The sequence below is a fragment of the Bacillus stercoris genome (assembly GCF_029772985.1).
Taxonomy (GTDB): Bacteria; Bacillota; Bacilli; order Bacillales; family Bacillaceae; genus Bacillus; species Bacillus stercoris.
Window position 1 is genome coordinate 1,203,047 of sequence record NZ_CP121861.1, and the last position, 16,703, is coordinate 1,219,749.

15 protein-coding genes, 1 rRNA gene and 2 riboswitches are annotated in these 16,703 nt (G+C 44.0%); of the genes, 10 read left to right on the forward strand and 6 right to left on the reverse strand.

The features are described from left to right. The first annotated feature begins 306 nt into the window (after positions 1-306). From QA442_RS06210 to QA442_RS06220, 3 genes are all read left to right on the forward strand, one after another. Positions 307-1,839 carry an MFS transporter gene (locus tag QA442_RS06210; RefSeq protein WP_095431778.1) on the forward strand — a complete coding sequence of 511 codons (1,533 nt, stop codon included), beginning with the start codon at positions 307-309 and terminating at the stop codon, positions 1,837-1,839. A 160-nt stretch (positions 1,840-1,999) separates the two neighbouring features. After that, positions 2,000-2,848 (forward strand): exo-glucosaminidase LytG, encoded by an 849-nt coding sequence (gene lytG, locus QA442_RS06215; RefSeq protein ID WP_095431777.1) that lies wholly within the window; start codon positions 2,000-2,002, stop codon positions 2,846-2,848. A 108-nt stretch (positions 2,849-2,956) separates the two neighbouring features. Continuing rightward, a complete protein-coding gene (locus tag QA442_RS06220; protein WP_003222348.1) occupies positions 2,957-3,220 on the forward strand; it encodes a YiaA/YiaB family inner membrane protein in 264 nt (87 codons plus the stop codon). Positions 3,221-3,256: 36 nt separating this feature from the next. On the opposite strand, the gene ktrB is transcribed toward QA442_RS06220, so the two are convergent. The 4 genes from ktrB to gbsR form a co-directional block, all read right to left on the reverse strand. Next, positions 3,257-4,594: a Ktr system potassium transporter KtrB gene (gene ktrB / locus QA442_RS06225; RefSeq protein ID WP_095431776.1), complete on the reverse strand. Its 1,338-nt coding sequence runs from the start codon at positions 4,592-4,594 to the stop codon at positions 3,257-3,259. Positions 4,595-4,600: 6 nt separating this feature from the next. After that, a complete protein-coding gene (ktrA, locus tag QA442_RS06230; RefSeq protein WP_014665134.1) occupies positions 4,601-5,269 on the reverse strand; it encodes a potassium uptake protein KtrA in 669 nt (222 codons plus the stop codon). 72 nt (positions 5,270-5,341) lie between these two features. Beyond that, a riboswitch (cyclic di-AMP (ydaO/yuaA leader) is annotated at positions 5,342-5,490 on the reverse strand. Positions 5,491-5,636: 146 nt separating this feature from the next. After that, positions 5,637-6,182 (reverse strand): biofilm surface layer hydrophobin BslA, encoded by a 546-nt coding sequence (bslA, locus tag QA442_RS06235; RefSeq protein WP_014665133.1) that lies wholly within the window; start codon positions 6,180-6,182, stop codon positions 5,637-5,639. A 195-nt stretch (positions 6,183-6,377) separates the two neighbouring features. Further along, positions 6,378-6,920 carry a transcriptional regulator GbsR gene (gene gbsR, locus QA442_RS06240; RefSeq protein ID WP_095431775.1) on the reverse strand — a complete coding sequence of 181 codons (543 nt, stop codon included), beginning with the start codon at positions 6,918-6,920 and terminating at the stop codon, positions 6,378-6,380. A 198-nt stretch (positions 6,921-7,118) separates the two neighbouring features. Between gbsR and betB the strand changes: the two genes are divergently transcribed. The 3 genes from betB to QA442_RS06255 all read left to right on the forward strand — a co-directional run bounded on the left by betB (position 7,119) and on the right by QA442_RS06255 (position 10,482). Further along, positions 7,119-8,591 (forward strand): betaine-aldehyde dehydrogenase, encoded by a 1,473-nt coding sequence (betB, locus tag QA442_RS06245; protein WP_069840211.1) that lies wholly within the window; start codon positions 7,119-7,121, stop codon positions 8,589-8,591. Positions 8,592-8,607: 16 nt separating this feature from the next. After that, on the forward strand, positions 8,608-9,816 hold the full coding sequence (gbsB, locus tag QA442_RS06250; protein ID WP_040082527.1) for a choline dehydrogenase: 1,209 nt from the start codon (positions 8,608-8,610) through the stop codon (positions 9,814-9,816). Between the two features lie 87 nt (positions 9,817-9,903). Further along, positions 9,904-10,482, forward strand: coding sequence for an MOSC domain-containing protein (locus QA442_RS06255; protein ID WP_095431774.1), 579 nt, complete (start codon positions 9,904-9,906; stop codon positions 10,480-10,482). Between the two features lie 5 nt (positions 10,483-10,487). Here QA442_RS06255 and QA442_RS06260 read toward each other — a convergent pair whose 3' ends face one another. Next, positions 10,488-10,976, reverse strand: coding sequence for a DinB family protein (locus QA442_RS06260; RefSeq protein WP_095431773.1), 489 nt, complete (start codon positions 10,974-10,976; stop codon positions 10,488-10,490). A gap of 168 nt (positions 10,977-11,144) precedes the next feature. On the opposite strand from QA442_RS06260, the gene QA442_RS06265 reads away from it, so the two are divergent. The 3 genes from QA442_RS06265 to QA442_RS06275 are packed head-to-tail and all read left to right on the forward strand — an operon-like array spanning position 11,145 to position 13,758. Next, a complete protein-coding gene (locus QA442_RS06265) occupies positions 11,145-11,669 on the forward strand; it encodes an NfeD family protein (protein WP_095431772.1) in 525 nt (174 codons plus the stop codon). 20 nt (positions 11,670-11,689) lie between these two features. Beyond that, complete coding sequence (floT, locus tag QA442_RS06270; RefSeq protein WP_095431771.1) at positions 11,690-13,219, forward strand: flotillin lipid rafts scaffold protein FloT; 1,530 nt, start codon at positions 11,690-11,692, stop codon at positions 13,217-13,219. A 17-nt stretch (positions 13,220-13,236) separates the two neighbouring features. Further along, on the forward strand, positions 13,237-13,758 hold the full coding sequence (locus tag QA442_RS06275) for a GNAT family N-acetyltransferase (protein ID WP_071582515.1): 522 nt from the start codon (positions 13,237-13,239) through the stop codon (positions 13,756-13,758). A 40-nt stretch (positions 13,759-13,798) separates the two neighbouring features. Here the strand turns inward: QA442_RS06275 and thiT are convergent, their stop codons facing one another. Beyond that, a complete protein-coding gene (thiT, locus tag QA442_RS06280; RefSeq protein WP_095431770.1) occupies positions 13,799-14,377 on the reverse strand; it encodes an energy-coupled thiamine transporter ThiT in 579 nt (192 codons plus the stop codon). 99 nt (positions 14,378-14,476) lie between these two features. Further along, positions 14,477-14,578: riboswitch (TPP riboswitch) on the reverse strand. A gap of 464 nt (positions 14,579-15,042) precedes the next feature. On the opposite strand from thiT, the gene QA442_RS06285 reads away from it, so the two are divergent. Then, positions 15,043-16,592, forward strand: a 16S ribosomal RNA gene (locus QA442_RS06285). Positions 16,593-16,703: the final 111 nt, after the last annotated feature.

Below are 16,703 nucleotides of genomic sequence, written 5' to 3' on the forward strand. Positions count from 1 at the left end.
TGCCTGCTTTGATTTTTGATTCACTTGAAGGAACAAGCGAGGAGTTTTAGGCTCTTATACACAATATCGGGGCAAAAACTGTTTATGTTAGAGCTTGAAATTTGCGCCATTGACAAAACACAGTCGGTTTGAAATAATATTTGAATATATGCTCATTTGTTCACATAGTTATAATAAAATAATATCATTTCCCCTGAAAGGGAGAATATTAGAATGAAAGCTAATGGTATGCGAAAATCTATTAGCTTCTTTTGTTTTAAAAAAATGGTGTATTTCGCATGTATTCATATAGGAAGGAATGACAACATGAAGACAAAACACTATTGGGTGATTTCTTTGCTCGCCGTTTTAGCGGTCGGGCCGGGATTGATGTCTAACACGGCATTGTCGTCAGTTCAAAGCCTTGTTCAGAAAGCGGTTGGAACAAGTGTCTTCACATCAGTAAATCCAATATTGATCGGAAATATGGCCTTTGCCTTGTTAGTTCCGACAGGACCGCTGCTGAGGAAAAAATTCGGTGCTCGTCCCGTCTACCTTGCTTCATTACCTGTTTTTATACTAGGCTCACTGCTCATCGCATTTTCAAACGATATTGCATGGATGGCGGCAGGACGCTTTTTACAGGGAGCGGCAACAGGTGTCATGCTGATGATTATGATTCCAATGCTTGTACTGTCATTCCCGATTGAACGCAGGAACTATGCCCTGCTTGTGCTGATTGGGGGCTTTTATGGTTCTGTTATCATCGGCACGATCATGGGAACGATTGCAACAAGCTATGGGCATTGGAGATGGCTGTTTATCACCTTTGGCACATTGTCACTGATCGGTGTCGCGGTGAGCTATTTCTTTCTCCATGACGAACATCACGGAGCGGCGGCTCAAGAACAGCCCCTTGATCGTGCGGGAATTCTTTTATCTGTTCTCCTTGCCGCAGCCTCAGCGGTTTCATTCATTTTTCTGCAAAAATGGGGGCTTTCATCGGGTTATGTATGGACAGGTTTCGGTATGACGTTATGTTTGTTCATTGTTCTATTAATAGTAGAATATAAAGTGAAAAATCCCTTCATTTCAATTAAACTAATGCTTCTGCCAAAACCGGTGCTCGGGTTATTGATCATAGCTGCAGGGACGATAACGGTAGCTGTCAGCCTGTCTGCTTTTCAAGGCTTGCTCCGTCAAATGTATGATATTTCTCAGGAGCATCTCATTCTTTTAAACTTGACTCTTTTAATCGGAGTGGCGATCGCGGCCATTTTGAGCGCTCTGTTTTATGATAAAGTCGGACCAGGGATGCTCGGTATTATCGGCGGACTTATTCTCGTCTTTGTAAATTTTCAATGGCTGCATATGCAGGATCAATCGTCTCTCTATATGTTCGCAGCACTGTTTATCATGCTGGCAGCGGGAACAGGCCTGACAGTCGCCGCAGGGCTGATGGGAGCTGCCATGGGAGGACCGCTGCCTGATTTGGTCAAGAGAATGACAGCTGTCCAGTTTTTAAGGTTGTTTGTCTATATGGGGGTTCCGATTCTCATCGGTTTTTTCACGAAAAAAGATGCTGCCAGACAAAACGGTTCGGTACAGGATTCTATGATGACTGCTTATCATGATCTCTTTTTCATTTCTTTTATCCTCAGCGTTCTGCTCGTCTGCCTGTCATTTTGTATGAATGCTACAGGAATGGGGCACAAGCTTGCACATAAACCACATGACCAAGCAAAAACAGCTCCGGAACCGGCCGTTTCAGGACAGGGATTGTCGAATGCAACTGTCAAATCACATCAAGTAATCAATGATACAGAATATCGGAATGCACTCAGAAATTTGCAAAAGTAGAAACGTGATAAAAACCTTTTCCTTTCATGAAAAGGTTTTTATTATGCAATCTTTTCCCAACTTTATCCCTAAAGAATTGAAAAATATTAGAAGTGCAAGTAAAATTCTAAAAGGTAGATTCTTTTACATTCGTAATCTCTTAATTCGAAGGAAGGTTTTCATGGCCCGTAAAAAATTGAAAAAACGTAAACTCTTCATTTCACTATTTTTCATTGTATCGATTCCGCTAGCTCTGTTTGTTTTAGCGACAACTTTATCAAAACCGATTGAAACATCTAAAGAAACCGAAGAAGTTGATGAACAGCAAGTATTTATAGACAGCCTGTCCGGGCATGCCCAAATTTTGTATGAAAAATATCATGTCCTCCCCAGCATCACAATCGCTCAGGCCATTCTCGAATCCGACTGGGGGAACAGCGAGCTGGCTACTAAGGCGAACAACCTTTTTGGCGTGAAAGGAAATTATAAAGGCCATCACGTTACGATGGAAACGGACGAAGTTGAAAAAGGGAAAAGAAAAACCATTCGTGCGAAGTTTCGAAAATACAGCACGTTTTTTGAATCGATGGATGATCATGCCCAATTGTTCGTCCGCGGCACATCGTGGAATAAAAAGAAGTATAAACCTGTGCTTGAGGCTGGAGATTATAAGGAAGCTGCGACTGCACTGCAAACAGCAGGATATGCTACAGACCCTGACTACGCTCATAAAATCAGCGCTATTGTGGAAAAATACGATTTGGATGAGTACGATAAGGTAAACCCATCCCTCAAATCAGTGGATTTACATGCTTCCATTAAAGATAGTGCCGTCCAAGACGTATGGTCCAAGCCTTCTACTGATGATCGGTCTATAAGGCTTACCTCTGCCCAATCTTACGTCGGCAAAGATATAAAGGTTGTGTCTAAAAAACAGAAAGGCCAGTCTGTATGGTACCAATTCCAAATCAATAATAAACTCATCGGCTGGATTGATGATTCAGCTATTGAAATAAAGGAAGCAACCTAAGTCCTTTTTACTGGTATTTTTAATTCTTTGTTCCATTCAGGGGAATTTGAGGTATAATATTCCACGACAGTTATCACTAATTAACTATGCTTTTGGGAGGGAACAAAGGTGCAGAAATATAGACGCAGAAATACGGTTGCCTTTACCGTATTGGCTTATTTCACTTTTTTTGCGGGAGTATTTTTGTTTAGTATCGGACTCTATAATGCTGATAACCTGGAACTCAATGAAAAAGGTTATTACATCGCTGTTATGATACTCGTAGCTGTTGGCGCGATTCTTACACAAAAAGTGACCCGTGATAACGCAGAGGACAACGAGATCATCGCAGAACAAGAAAAAAGACAAAATCAATCTCATATCGAATCATAAAAAAATCCGGCGATTGCACGCCGGATTTTTTTGATATCACCCTGTAAACACTTCGCCGTCAGGGTATCGAATATTTGATTGCTCTGTTTTTGCGAATGAAAACACGAACGTTAAAGGACCAATTCTTCCGATGAACATGATGACAATGATGATACACTTTCCAGCTGTTGTCAGTTCAGGAGTAAGCCCCATCGATAGGCCGACAGTTCCGAAAGCGGAAAAGGTTTCAAACACAATTTGAATAAACGGCGCTTGTTCTGTGATCGTCAGGGCGAATATCCCTAAAAACACGATGAACAAACCGGTGACGCTTACAGCTAAAGCTTTAATGATTATCGGATATTTGATGGAGCGGCGGAAAATCACCGTTTCTTTTTTACCTCTCAAGTAAGCAATAACAGATGTTAAAATCACGATGAACGTAGTCAGCTTAATGCCGCTCGCCGTAGAAGCGCTGCCTGCTCCGATAAACATCAATAATAAAGTAAATACAATCGTTCCTTCTCTCATACTTCCAAAATCAAGGGAGTTGAAGCCTGCGGTTCTCGGCGTCACTGCCTGAAAATAGGAAGCCCATAGTTTATCCCCTATATGCAGGTGGCCAAGCGTGCCAGGGTTGCTGTACTCTAGAATAAAGATCACAAGCATAGCAATCGCATTCAACATCAGCGTTCCTGTAAGCATAAGCTTTGTATGTAAGGAAAAAGCTTTGAAACGCCGATTTTTCATAATGTCAAACAGAACCGTAAATCCGATCCCTCCTGTAATAAATAAGAAAGTAATCACAAGGTTCACTGTAGGGTCCCCAACGTAGCTCATCAAATTATCAGGCCACAGCGAAAACCCGGCATTGTTAAAAGCAGAAATCGCGTGAAACAGACTGGCAAACAAGCCAGATGACCAGCCATACTGAGGCACAAGCCGGATGGATAGGATGAGTGCTGCTATCAATTCAATACTGATCGAGAACAGAAACAGGACTTTGACAAGGCCAATGACGCCGCCGATTGTCGGCTGATTTAAGGCTTCCTGAACCAGCATTCGTTCTTTCAACCCGATTTTTTTCCCTAATATCATGACGATCAAAACAGCAAACGTCATAAATCCAAGCCCACCGATCTGAATCAGCCCCATGATGACAGTTTGCCCGAAAAGTGTAAATTCTGTACCGGTATCGACAACTGCAAGCCCTGTAACGGTTGTAGCGGAAGCTGCAGTAAAAAGGGCATCGATCCATGACAATGGCTTCAGTGTAGAAAACGGAAGCTTTAACAGCACAGCCCCGATGATAATGGTTAGGAAAAAACCAATTGCAAGCACTTGAGGCGGTGTAAACCGAACCCATTTGATCACTTTATCCTTTTGAAGTGTCACCTTTGTCTACATCCCTTCGTTTTCAAAACGTTTAATATCCTTTTTGTGCCCCATGATCACCAGGCAATCCTGCTCGTGAATGATGTCTTCAGGTGCGGGAGAAAGACGGATATCTCCATGATGTTTAATGGCCAGGATCGTGCAGCCGTACTTTGCTCTCACATTCAGGTCAATAATTGATTTTGAATCAAGCTTTCGCGTTGCCAGCAGCTCGACAATACTGTAATCATCAGATAAATCAATGTAATTCAAAACGTTTTCGTCAGAAAGGCTTTGTGCGATCTTGACTCCCATGTCTTTTTCAGGGTGGATAATACGATCCGCGCCGATTTTTTCAAGCACCTTGTGATGATAATAGTTTTGAGCTTTCACCCAAATATTAGGGATATCAAATTCCTTTAATAATAGGGTGGTCAGTGTACTCGCTTGAATATTCGCTCCGATGGCAACAATTACATATTCAAAATTGCGTATTCCTAATGAAAGCAATTCGTTTTCTTCGGTGGCGTTGGCAATTACCGCATGAGTGGCGTAAGAAGCATATGCATTGACCTTTTCTTCGTTGATATCAACTGCAAGGACCTCGTGTCCCATTCTGTGCAGTTCTTTGCAAATGCTGCCGCCAAACCGGCCCAGCCCGATCACGGCAAATTGCTTATTTTTTATTCTTCCCACTGTTCATAACTCCCTTAGTAAAATTAACGTTTTTTAAGCAAAAAAGACCATTTCAAAGAATGGTCGCAATAGACCTCCTCTCTGTATACGCCTACGAGGTTAGCTGTCGGATTAGGGATTCAGAGTACCCCCTCTTACTTAGTAAGATTCACCCCAAGGCTGTTAATAAAACAGCCAATCGTTGGTTCCCCCGTTCGTGTTTGATTAAGCGGTAAAAGAGACTTTATGAAATTGAACACTCAAGAATTTACTCCTGTTTCTAGTGTTTGTCAATTTAAATTTTAAACCAGAAAAAAGATAACGGAAATGAGAGAAAAAAGGGTAGGGGAAAACGCAAAAAAAGACCGGTGTTAACCGGTCTTTTACATTAGTTGCAGCCGCATGGCTGAGTCGGAGGAGTACTGCGCTTAGCCACGTCAATGCTGGCTTCTGCGTAAAATTTATTTCCGATGCTCAATGATTTATTCTCCGCGCGGAAAGTATATGTACCAGCGGCAGGAAGTGTTTTGTTATTCAGTTTTAATTTGAATTCGCCAGCTCCTAACAAATCAAGTGCCAAAGGAATTCTCACTGTTTTCCCATTATTGAGGATCTGTGTTTCACGCAAGGCATTACCGTTCATTGTGTCCTTCGTATTTGCAGTAAATCCGCTTGGTAACGTAAATTCCATCACGCCAAGGCTGAGAAGCGTATTTGGACGGTAAGTCAATTCGATATCTGAGAAAGACCATTCCGTTTTGCTGGCGCCAGTGATTGTTGCGAACAATGAAGCAGTAGACTGTGTTCTCATAGTAGATTCAGTATGAGCTTTAGTTGATGTAGATTCAGCCGCGAAAGAAGCTGTTGGTGCAGAAACGAGTAACCCGAGACTTAGTGCACTAATTGCCAAAGAAGATAATAATTTGCGTTTCATAATAAAATTCCCCCTAAAAATTAATAAATTAAAGGCCTGCCCGCTTTTCACCTCCTCTGAAAGGCCAAATACAAATTTTACCTACATAAAATTACCATCAAATATTTTGGAAGTAAATGGGGTGTTTTTCCCGTATTTTTCAAATTTGTAGTAGTTACACTAAAAAAACGCCTGGTTTCCCAGGCGTTTGCTGTTTTACTTTGTTTCGATCGGTATAAATTTAAAAATTTCTCCGCTCTGCACCGCTTCAGCAAGCCGCTTCAGCCAGTCGTAGTAAGCTTTAGAGCTTTCCAGCTGATCATATAACTGCTGCGCTTCATTTTTGATATCCTCATCGAGATCTTCCTTGCTTAAAACCTTTTGTAAATCAGCCTGTGCTTCTTCGATCGCTGCTACATTCACTTGAACCTCCCGCTCCCATTTAGGGGGAAAGAAATTTGTGAAAAATTTAAAGAAATCTTTTTCAGCTACAAATGTATGCTTGCGGATGCCCCGGTGAAATGTTTTTTTCACTACGTTTAAGTCTTGAAGCTTTTTGACACCTGTGCTCATGCTTGGTTTGCTCATTTGCAACTCCTCGCGCATTTCGTCAAGCGTCATCTCATCCCTCATATACATCGTCCCATATAAAATCCCGACACTGCGGGTAATTCCGTAAAGATCCATCGTTTCAGCAATGGAGTCAATAACAAGATCCCGAGCCTGTTCTATAGCTGCAAATTCTGGATTTTCATCCATACTGACCCTCTTTTCCTTTAGAAAGTTAAATTCGTTAAGTTATTTCTTTATGTTCTTTATCTTAACGAAACATAAGGAAAAGTCAAAAAGAAAAATTGAAAAGGGGCTTTGACAGTTTAAAAACCGTATGTTAGATTAAGGTTGTTAAAAACATTAAATTTTTATTTAACAAACTTTATTTACGTCAAGGAGGCTTATATGAGTCAAACATTTTACATTGACGGAGAATGGATCAGTGCCGAAAAAGGACAGATCCGGAGCATTATCAATCCATTTAATCAAGAAGAAATTGCAACTGTAAGCGAGGGAGGGCGAGAGGACGCCATCAAGGCAATCGCAGCCGCGCGCAGAGCATTTGACAAAGGAGAATGGTCTTCATTATCCGGGCTTGAACGCGGGAAGATTGTTCTGAAAATTGCGGAATTAATCAGACGCGATCTCGAGGAGCTGGCAGAGCTTGAATCTCTTGATACAGGAAAAACACTCGAAGAAAGCAAAGCCGATATGGACGATATCGCCAATGTTTTTCAATATTACGCCGGCTTGGCTGACAAAGATGGCGGAGAAATCATTTCATCTCCGATTCCTGATTCAGAAAGCAAAATCATTAGGGAGCCGATCGGGGTTTGCGGCCAGATCACTCCATGGAATTATCCGCTTCTTCAAGCGAGCTGGAAAATCGCACCTGCACTGGCTGCAGGAAACACAATCGTCATGAAGCCGAGTGAGATTACGCCGCTGACGACAATCAAAGTCTTTAAGCTGATGGAAGAAGCCGGCGTACCAAAAGGTGTCGCGAACCTTGTCCTTGGACCGGGAGCTACAGTGGGCGATGAGCTTGCCGCAAACAAAGACGTCGATTTGATTTCGTTTACAGGCGGAATCGAAACAGGCAAAAAAATCATGCGGGCGGCAAGCGGAAATGTCAAAAAAATCGCCCTTGAGCTTGGCGGGAAAAACCCAAATATCGTTTTCAAGGACGCGGATTTAGAAGTTGCGGTTGATCAGGCATTAAACGCTGTATTTTTCCACGCTGGCCAAGTATGCTCTGCAGGCTCCCGCTTGCTTGTTGAGGACGCCATTCATGATCAATTTTTGGCGGAGCTGGTCAAACGGGCAAAACGCATAAAACTCGGAAACGGTTTTCACGCAGAGACAGAAAGCGGTCCGCTTATTTCGGCGGAGCACAGGGCAAAGGTAGAAAAATATGTAGAAATCGGAATAGAAGAAGGCGCGAAGCTGGAGACAGGAGGCAAACGCCCGGAAGACCCAGCGCTTCAAAATGGCTTTTTCTATGAACCTACTATTTTTTCAAACTGTAAATCTGACATGAGAATCGTTCAGGAAGAGGTTTTCGGTCCTGTTTTGACAGTCGAAACCTTTAGCTCTGAAGAAGAGGTAATTGAGCTTGCGAATGATACCATCTACGGCTTGGCCGGAGCGGTATGGTCAAAAGATATTGAAAAATGTGAACGGGTAGCAGCCCGTTTGAGAATGGGAACCGTTTGGATCAACGATTTTCATCCGTACTTTGCACAGGCGCCATGGGGCGGCTATAAGCAATCCGGGTTCGGACGCGAGCTTGGAAAAATAGGCCTTGAAGAATACACAGAAGTCAAGCACGTATATCGCAATACAAAACCAGCAGCGGTTAATTGGTTCAATTCATAAGAGGGGGAGATTGATGATGACATTAAATATGAAGGTAGAAAGTATGCAGAAATTCCACACATTTGAAATTCCGACTGTCATTAAGCACGGAATCGGAGCCATCAAGCATACGGGGGAGGAAGTAGCGGCACTAGGCGTTTCAAAAGCGCTCCTTGTCACAGACCCAGGGATTTATAAAGCGGGCGTAGCTGATCCTGTTATCGAATCACTTAAAGAAGCAGGCATTGAAGTGGTGCTCTTTAATAAAGTGGAGCCAAACCCGCCTGTCCGTCTGGTGAATGAAGGATCTGAGCTTTACAAAAAAGAGAACTGTAATGGCTTGGTGGCAGTTGGAGGCGGAAGCTCCATGGATACAGCAAAAGCAATCGGAGTAGAAGCAACTCACGAAGGAAGCGTGCTTGATTATGAAGCAGCAGATGGGAAAAAACCGCTGGAAAACCGCATTCCTCCACTGACGACAATTCCCACTACGGCTGGAACAGGATCAGAAGTAACGCAATGGGCGGTGATCACAGATGAAGAAAGAGAATTCAAATTCAACACGGGCGGTCCGCTGATTGCAGCGCACTTGACCATCATTGATCCTGAGCTTCATGTTTCAATGCCTCCGCATGTAACAGCCATGACGGGAATTGATGCGCTTGCTCATGCCATTGAGTGCTATACAATGAAGTTTGCGCAGCCAATTACGGATGCAGTTGCCTTAATGGCAATTGAATATGCCGCTCATTACATTAAAAGGGCATTTGCTGACGGAGAGGATCTGGAAGCAAGATACGGAATGGCGCAGGCTGCAATGCTTGCCGGTCTTTCTTACGGCAGTGAATCAGCTGGCGCGGCTCACGCGATGAGCCAAACGCTTGGCGGGATTATCCCAGTCGCTCACGGCCAATGCGTGGCGGCGATGATGGGTCCTGTCATGGAATACAACTGGAAGGGCTATCCTGAGAAGTTTGCACGGATTGCGAAAGCCTTCGGTATCGATACAAGCAAGATGACAACAGAAGAAGCTGCGAAAGCATCTGTCAATTGGATGTATGATCTGGTCAAAGAATTAGAAGTGCCGACTTTAGAAGAGCAGGGAGTGTCACCTGACATGATCGAACGCTTGTCTAAAGAAGCAATGAAAGACCCGCAAACCTTCGGAAATCCTAGAGATTTAAATGAAAAAGCATACAACTGGATCTACAAGCGCTGCTTTAACCTTACGCCTAAAACGGTATAATCAAAATCCCGCTCCTTTACAGAGCGGGATTTTTTGGGATAATGAAGCATAGGTGGAAATTTTATATGAGAAGGAAGGTGCCAGCTGATGTGGAAGCGTATGACCGCAAAAGCGGAAGGCTTATATATCGCAGATACAGAAAGCTTCGTAACAAAGCAAATGGACAAGCTTGATTTTGATTATGGCGGCATCCCTGGAGACTTGCATTTTGGCCTGACCAAAAAAGCGGGAGCCAGAGAACCAATGTTTTCAAGAGGGACTGAAATTTTCAACCGAAGACAAATTTCAATTGTTTCTATAGAGGAATGCAACGAAATCGCTTTAAAAATGGGAGTGCCGAGGATTTTGCCGGAATGGCTCGGGGCGAATGTGGCAGTTAGCGGTATGCCAGATCTTACTACATTAAAAGAAGGAAGCCGGATTATTTTTCCGAGCGGAGCCGCTCTGCTGTGCGAGGGCGAAAATGATCCGTGCATTCAGCCGGGAGAAGTCATTCAGTCTTATTATCCGGAGCAACCGAAGCTGGCGCCGGCTTTTGTCCGTCACGCACTGGGCATAAGAGGGATTGTGTGCATTGTTGAAAGACCCGGAGCTGTTTACGCAGGTGATGAAATAGAAGTTCATTCCTATCAGCGAAAAGTTAAACGAAAAGCAGAAAGGGTCTGATCAAATCAGGCCCTTTCTATCTTTTCTTTAATTTCTTTCATTTGGCTGAGGTGCCGTTTTTCATGATGGCCGATAAAATCGATCCACTGTCTGACAGTCAGCTCTTGAAACACAGGATGCGGAAGCACTCTTTCAAAATCTTCTTCTTTCAGAGAGGCGATCGTGGCTGTCAGCTGCTCTCTTACCACATCAAGCTCGCGTTTCATTTGGCTGCCTGAAATAAAATCATGCGCAGGCTCAAGATGACTCGGAGCTTTCCGTTTATTATTTCTGTTCTGTGCCACCTCAAGCGGTTTTTCTTCAATTTCTTTGATCGGAGCGTCCTTTACACGTTCCTTCAGCATTTTTTGTGCTGTTATATCGATTTTTTTCAAATGGTCAAGAACTTCCCGTATACTCCATTCATCAGTAGAAGGCTTTTGGTTCAGCTTTTCGTCAGAAAGTCCTTTCAATTCGTTCCACGTTTCTAATCTGGCTTCATTAAAGATACTCATCATATCTCCTCCTAAAATGACATTACCATATATATAAGCAATTATCATTTATAAAGCACTTCAAAATGGGTTATTTGTCTTAAAATTTTGAAACCTTTCCTGCGTTGTCTCGTATAAATGGTAACGGCAGCCGTTCATCAATGCATTGATGAAGAAAGGATGAGGGAATTGGAGTTATTTGGTGTACCTATACAAACGATTTATCTTTATACGCTTATGATTGCCGGCAGTCTTACGCTGTTATTTCTGTTTTTCGGAGATGTATTTGCAGGACTGTCGGAAGGTATTCCGTTTCTAAATCCGACATTAGTGCTCTCATTTTTCACATGTTTTTCAGCAGGAGGATATATAGGCGAGCTCGTATTGCCGCTGTCAAGCTTGCTGATTGCGCTTTTATCTTGCATCCTTTCAATCATGCTGGTGATATTGCTTCATATCTTTGTGCTGGTTCCATTATCATCCGCGGAAGAATCATTGGCATATAGAGAAGATGATCTAAAAGGGAGAGTCGGTAAAGTCATTACAGCTGTTCCAGTTGACGGGTTTGGCGAAGTGGTCATTGAAGGAATAGGCGGCACCATTTCAAAGTCAGCGGTCAGTTTTGATAATCAGCAGATCAGTTACGGGACAACAGTGTTGGTCGTAGATATTAGCAGTGGAGTTCTTTCTGTTACTCCGCATGAATCCATTTAAAACACAAGGAGGAATTTGATATGACAATGCCGATTATAATGATCATCGGAGTTGTATTCTTTTTATTAATTGCACTAATAGCTGTGTTTATTACAAAGTATCGTACAGCAGGGCCTGATGAAGCGTTAATCGTAACGGGGAGTTATCTGGGCAATAAAAATGTTCATGTCGACGAAGGCGGCAACCGTCTCAAAATCGTCCGCGGCGGAGGAACCTTTGTCTTTCCCGTCTTCCAGCAGGCAGAGCCGCTAAGCTTACTATCAAGCAAACTTGATGTTTCGACACCTGAAGTCTATACAGAGCAAGGAGTGCCTGTAATGGCCGATGGAACTGCGATTATTAAAATCGGCGGTTCTATAGGCGAAATAGCTACAGCAGCTGAACAATTTTTAGGGAAATCAAAAGACGATCGTGAGCAGGAAGCGCGAGAGGTTTTAGAAGGCCACCTTCGTTCCATTCTCGGCTCAATGACAGTAGAAGAAATCTATAAAAACAGAGAAAAATTCTCTCAAGAGGTGCAGCGTGTCGCTTCACAGGATCTCGCGAAAATGGGGCTTGTAATCGTCTCGTTTACCATTAAAGATGTACGTGATAAAAACGGTTATCTTGAATCATTAGGGAAACCGAGAATTGCCCAAGTAAAACGCGATGCTGATATCGCAACAGCAGAGGCTGATAAAGAAACCCGGATTAAGCGGGCAGAAGCCGATAAAGATGCAAAGAAATCTGAACTTGAACGGGCGACGGAAATCGCTGAAGCTGAAAAAATCAATCAGCTCAAAATGGCTGAATTCCGCAGAGACCAAGATACGGCAAAAGCGAATGCTGACCAAGCATATGATTTAGAGACAGCCAGAGCGCGCCAGCAAGTCACAGAACAGGAAATGCAGGTTAAAATTATCGAACGCCAAAAGCAAATAGAACTAGAAGAAAAAGAAATTCTTCGCCGTGAACGTCAATACGACTCAGAGGTGAAGAAAAAAGCCGATGCAGACCGTTATTCTGTTGAGCAGTCCGCAGCAGCTGAGAAAGCCAAACAGCTAGCGGAAGCCGATGCCAAGAAGTACAGTATAGAAGCAATGGCAAAGGCTGAGGCGGAAAAAGTAAGAATTGACGGGCTAGCCAAAGCAGAAGCTGAAAAGGCAAAAGGAGAAACAGAGGCTGAGGTTATCCGCCTGAAAGGTCTTGCGGAAGCGGAAGCAAAAGAGAAAATTGCGGCTGCCTTTGAACAGTACGGGCAGGCGGCGATTTTCGATATGATCGTCAAAATGCTTCCGGAATACGCGAAACAAGCAGCGGCTCCTCTTTCAAATATTGATAAAATCACCGTTGTAGATACAGGAGGAAGCGGTGAATCAAGCGGCGCAAACAAAGTAACCAGCTATGCGACGAACCTAATGTCAAGTCTGCAAGAAAGTTTAAAAGCATCCTCAGGAATTGACGTAAAAGAAATGATTGAGAACTTTTCAGGAAAAGGAAACGTAAAACAAAGCATTAATGAATTAACAAATGAAATCAAAGAAGCCAAAACGGTCCAAAAATCAGAGTAAGGAAAGGACATAACCGGATGGTAACTGTACGTGAAGCGAGGTTAGATGATATAAAGGACATTGCAAAGGTGCATGTAGACAGTTGGAGGACAACATACCACGAAATTATCCCGGCTGATTATTTAAACAGCCTGAACTATAAGGAATTTGAAGACAAATGGAAAAGCCGCTCGTTAAAGGGAGTATTTGTTGCCCAGGATGAAAAGGGTTCAGTATTCGGCTTTGCTTCATTTGGACCTATTCGCTCTGAACAAGAAGGCTATGACGGCGAGCTATATGCTATTTACCTTCTGGAAGAGCACCAGCGGCAAGGTGCAGGGAGGGCGCTCTTAACAAAAGGAGCAGAGTTTTTGCTTCAACATGGCTTTTCGAGCATGTTTGTTTGGGTCATTGAGCAGAACCCCTCGATTATATTTTATCAGTCCTATTCTCCTGAAAGAGTATCGGAGGACAGCTTTGAAATTGCCGGAGTAAGGCTGAAAGAAGCGGGCCTTGGCTGGCCGGATCTTTCTGCTTTAAAAACACTCCTTAACAGATAACAAAAATCCCCCAGCGGAATTCGCTGGGGGATTGTCACTTTTAAGCTTTGTCAGCTTTGAGTAAACGTGGTGCTGTCATAAATAATAAACATAGGACAATGGCGCAAATAATGAATGAAGGAACCATATAAGTCGCATTATAAGTTAAAGAATAAATCCATACCGGCGTTCCTTTTGGAGCGAAGCTGCCGAAAAACACAGCTCCTGAAATGACATGCGCGGCATAGCGCAGGAAACTGCCGATAAAAACTGCGCTGACCACTGTAACAATCAATTTCCCTTTTGTTTTTGCTACAGCGGCTTTACGGACAGAAAAAGCGAAACAGCCGCTTATGCCGATTGCTGCGAACGCAACAATGTAATCCAACAATAGCTGTACAGGATGTTGTGCAAATAGGTTTCCGATCGCTATTTGTACGAGGCCTGTCAACAAACCGGTAGTAAGGCCCGCTTTGACACCCCAGCGAAACGAAATCAAAAAGATCGGAATCATCATGATGGAGACCGAGCCTCCTTGAGGCATGCTAAGAAACATTCCCGAGACAATGTCTAAAATAACGGCTGCCGCTGTCATAATGGCAATTTCAATAAGGCGAACCAGTTGCTTAGATTGATTCATATCTATCTCCTTCCATTGACAGACAACCAAAAGGACAACAAAAAAGCAGCACGCGGAAGGATGAGAAAAGTTCCACGCACTGCTTTACGATCTGCAATTCATTTGACTTTGCCACATCCCTACGCCAGCGTTAACTAACAGGTTCAAAGGGTCAGAACGAAACCGCTCACTCTCAGCTTTAATGCTCCCCTTGTGGTCATCAGTATTTAGTTCGTTTCTACTATACAAGAAAACGAAAAAAACAACAAGATCGCATGACTGATATATATGTTCTTTTAAGAAAATTATATGATACACACGCTTTAGAAATCATGGCGAGGATTATAGTTTATTTGTTTTATAGATTTTTTAAAAAAACTATTGCAATAAATAAACACAGGTGTTATATTATTAAACGTCGCTGATGCACAGCGGACACAAACAAAAAGCTTCAACAATAACGCAAAAAAGTTGTTGACAAAAAAGAAGCTGAATGTTATATTAGTAAAGCTGCTTCATTAAGAAGTGACGAAATGATCTTTGAAAACTAAACAAGACAAAACGTACCTGTTAATTCATTTTTATAAATCGCACAGCGATGTGCGTAGTCAGTCAAACTAGGGCCTGCACGATGCAGGTCACACAGGTGTCGCCGCAGGATGCGGTGAACTTAACCTGTGATCCACTTATCGGAGAGTTTGATCCTGGCTCAGGACGAACGCTGGCGGCGTGCCTAATACATGCAAGTCGAGCGGACAGATGGGAGCTTGCTCCCTGATGTTAGCGGCGGACGGGTGAGTAACACGTGGGTAACCTGCCTGTAAGACTGGGATAACTCCGGGAAACCGGGGCTAATACCGGATGCTTGTTTGAACCGCATGGTTCAAACATAAAAGGTGGCTTCGGCTACCACTTACAGATGGACCCGCGGCGCATTAGCTAGTTGGTGAGGTAATGGCTCACCAAGGCAACGATGCGTAGCCGACCTGAGAGGGTGATCGGCCACACTGGGACTGAGACACGGCCCAGACTCCTACGGGAGGCAGCAGTAGGGAATCTTCCGCAATGGACGAAAGTCTGACGGAGCAACGCCGCGTGAGTGATGAAGGTTTTCGGATCGTAAAGCTCTGTTGTTAGGGAAGAACAAGTACCGTTCGAATAGGGCGGTACCTTGACGGTACCTAACCAGAAAGCCACGGCTAACTACGTGCCAGCAGCCGCGGTAATACGTAGGTGGCAAGCGTTGTCCGGAATTATTGGGCGTAAAGGGCTCGCAGGCGGTTTCTTAAGTCTGATGTGAAAGCCCCCGGCTCAACCGGGGAGGGTCATTGGAAACTGGGGAACTTGAGTGCAGAAGAGGAGAGTGGAATTCCACGTGTAGCGGTGAAATGCGTAGAGATGTGGAGGAACACCAGTGGCGAAGGCGACTCTCTGGTCTGTAACTGACGCTGAGGAGCGAAAGCGTGGGGAGCGAACAGGATTAGATACCCTGGTAGTCCACGCCGTAAACGATGAGTGCTAAGTGTTAGGGGGTTTCCGCCCCTTAGTGCTGCAGCTAACGCATTAAGCACTCCGCCTGGGGAGTACGGTCGCAAGACTGAAACTCAAAGGAATTGACGGGGGCCCGCACAAGCGGTGGAGCATGTGGTTTAATTCGAAGCAACGCGAAGAACCTTACCAGGTCTTGACATCCTCTGACAATCCTAGAGATAGGACGTCCCCTTCGGGGGCAGAGTGACAGGTGGTGCATGGTTGTCGTCAGCTCGTGTCGTGAGATGTTGGGTTAAGTCCCGCAACGAGCGCAACCCTTGATCTTAGTTGCCAGCATTCAGTTGGGCACTCTAAGGTGACTGCTTATGACAAACCGGAGGAAGGTGGGGATGACGTCAAATCATCATGCCCCTTATGACCTGGGCTACACACGTGCTACAATGGACAGAACAAAGGGCAGCGAAACCGCGAGGTTAAGCCAATCCCACAAATCTGTTCTCAGTTCGGATCGCAGTCTGCAACTCGACTGCGTGAAGCTGGAATCGCTAGTAATCGCGGATCAGCATGCCGCGGTGAATACGTTCCCGGGCCTTGTACACACCGCCCGTCACACCACGAGAGTTTGTAACACCCGAAGTCGGTGAGGTAACCTTTTAGGAGCCAGCCGCCGAAGGTGGGACAGATGATTGGGGTGAAGTCGTAACAAGGTAGCCGTATCGGAAGGTGCGGCTGGATCACCTCCTTTCTAAGGATATTTACGGAATATAAGACCTTGGGTCTTATAAACAGAACGTTCCCTGTCTTGTTTAGTTTTGAAGGATCATTCCTTCGAAACGTGTTCTTTGAAAACTAGATA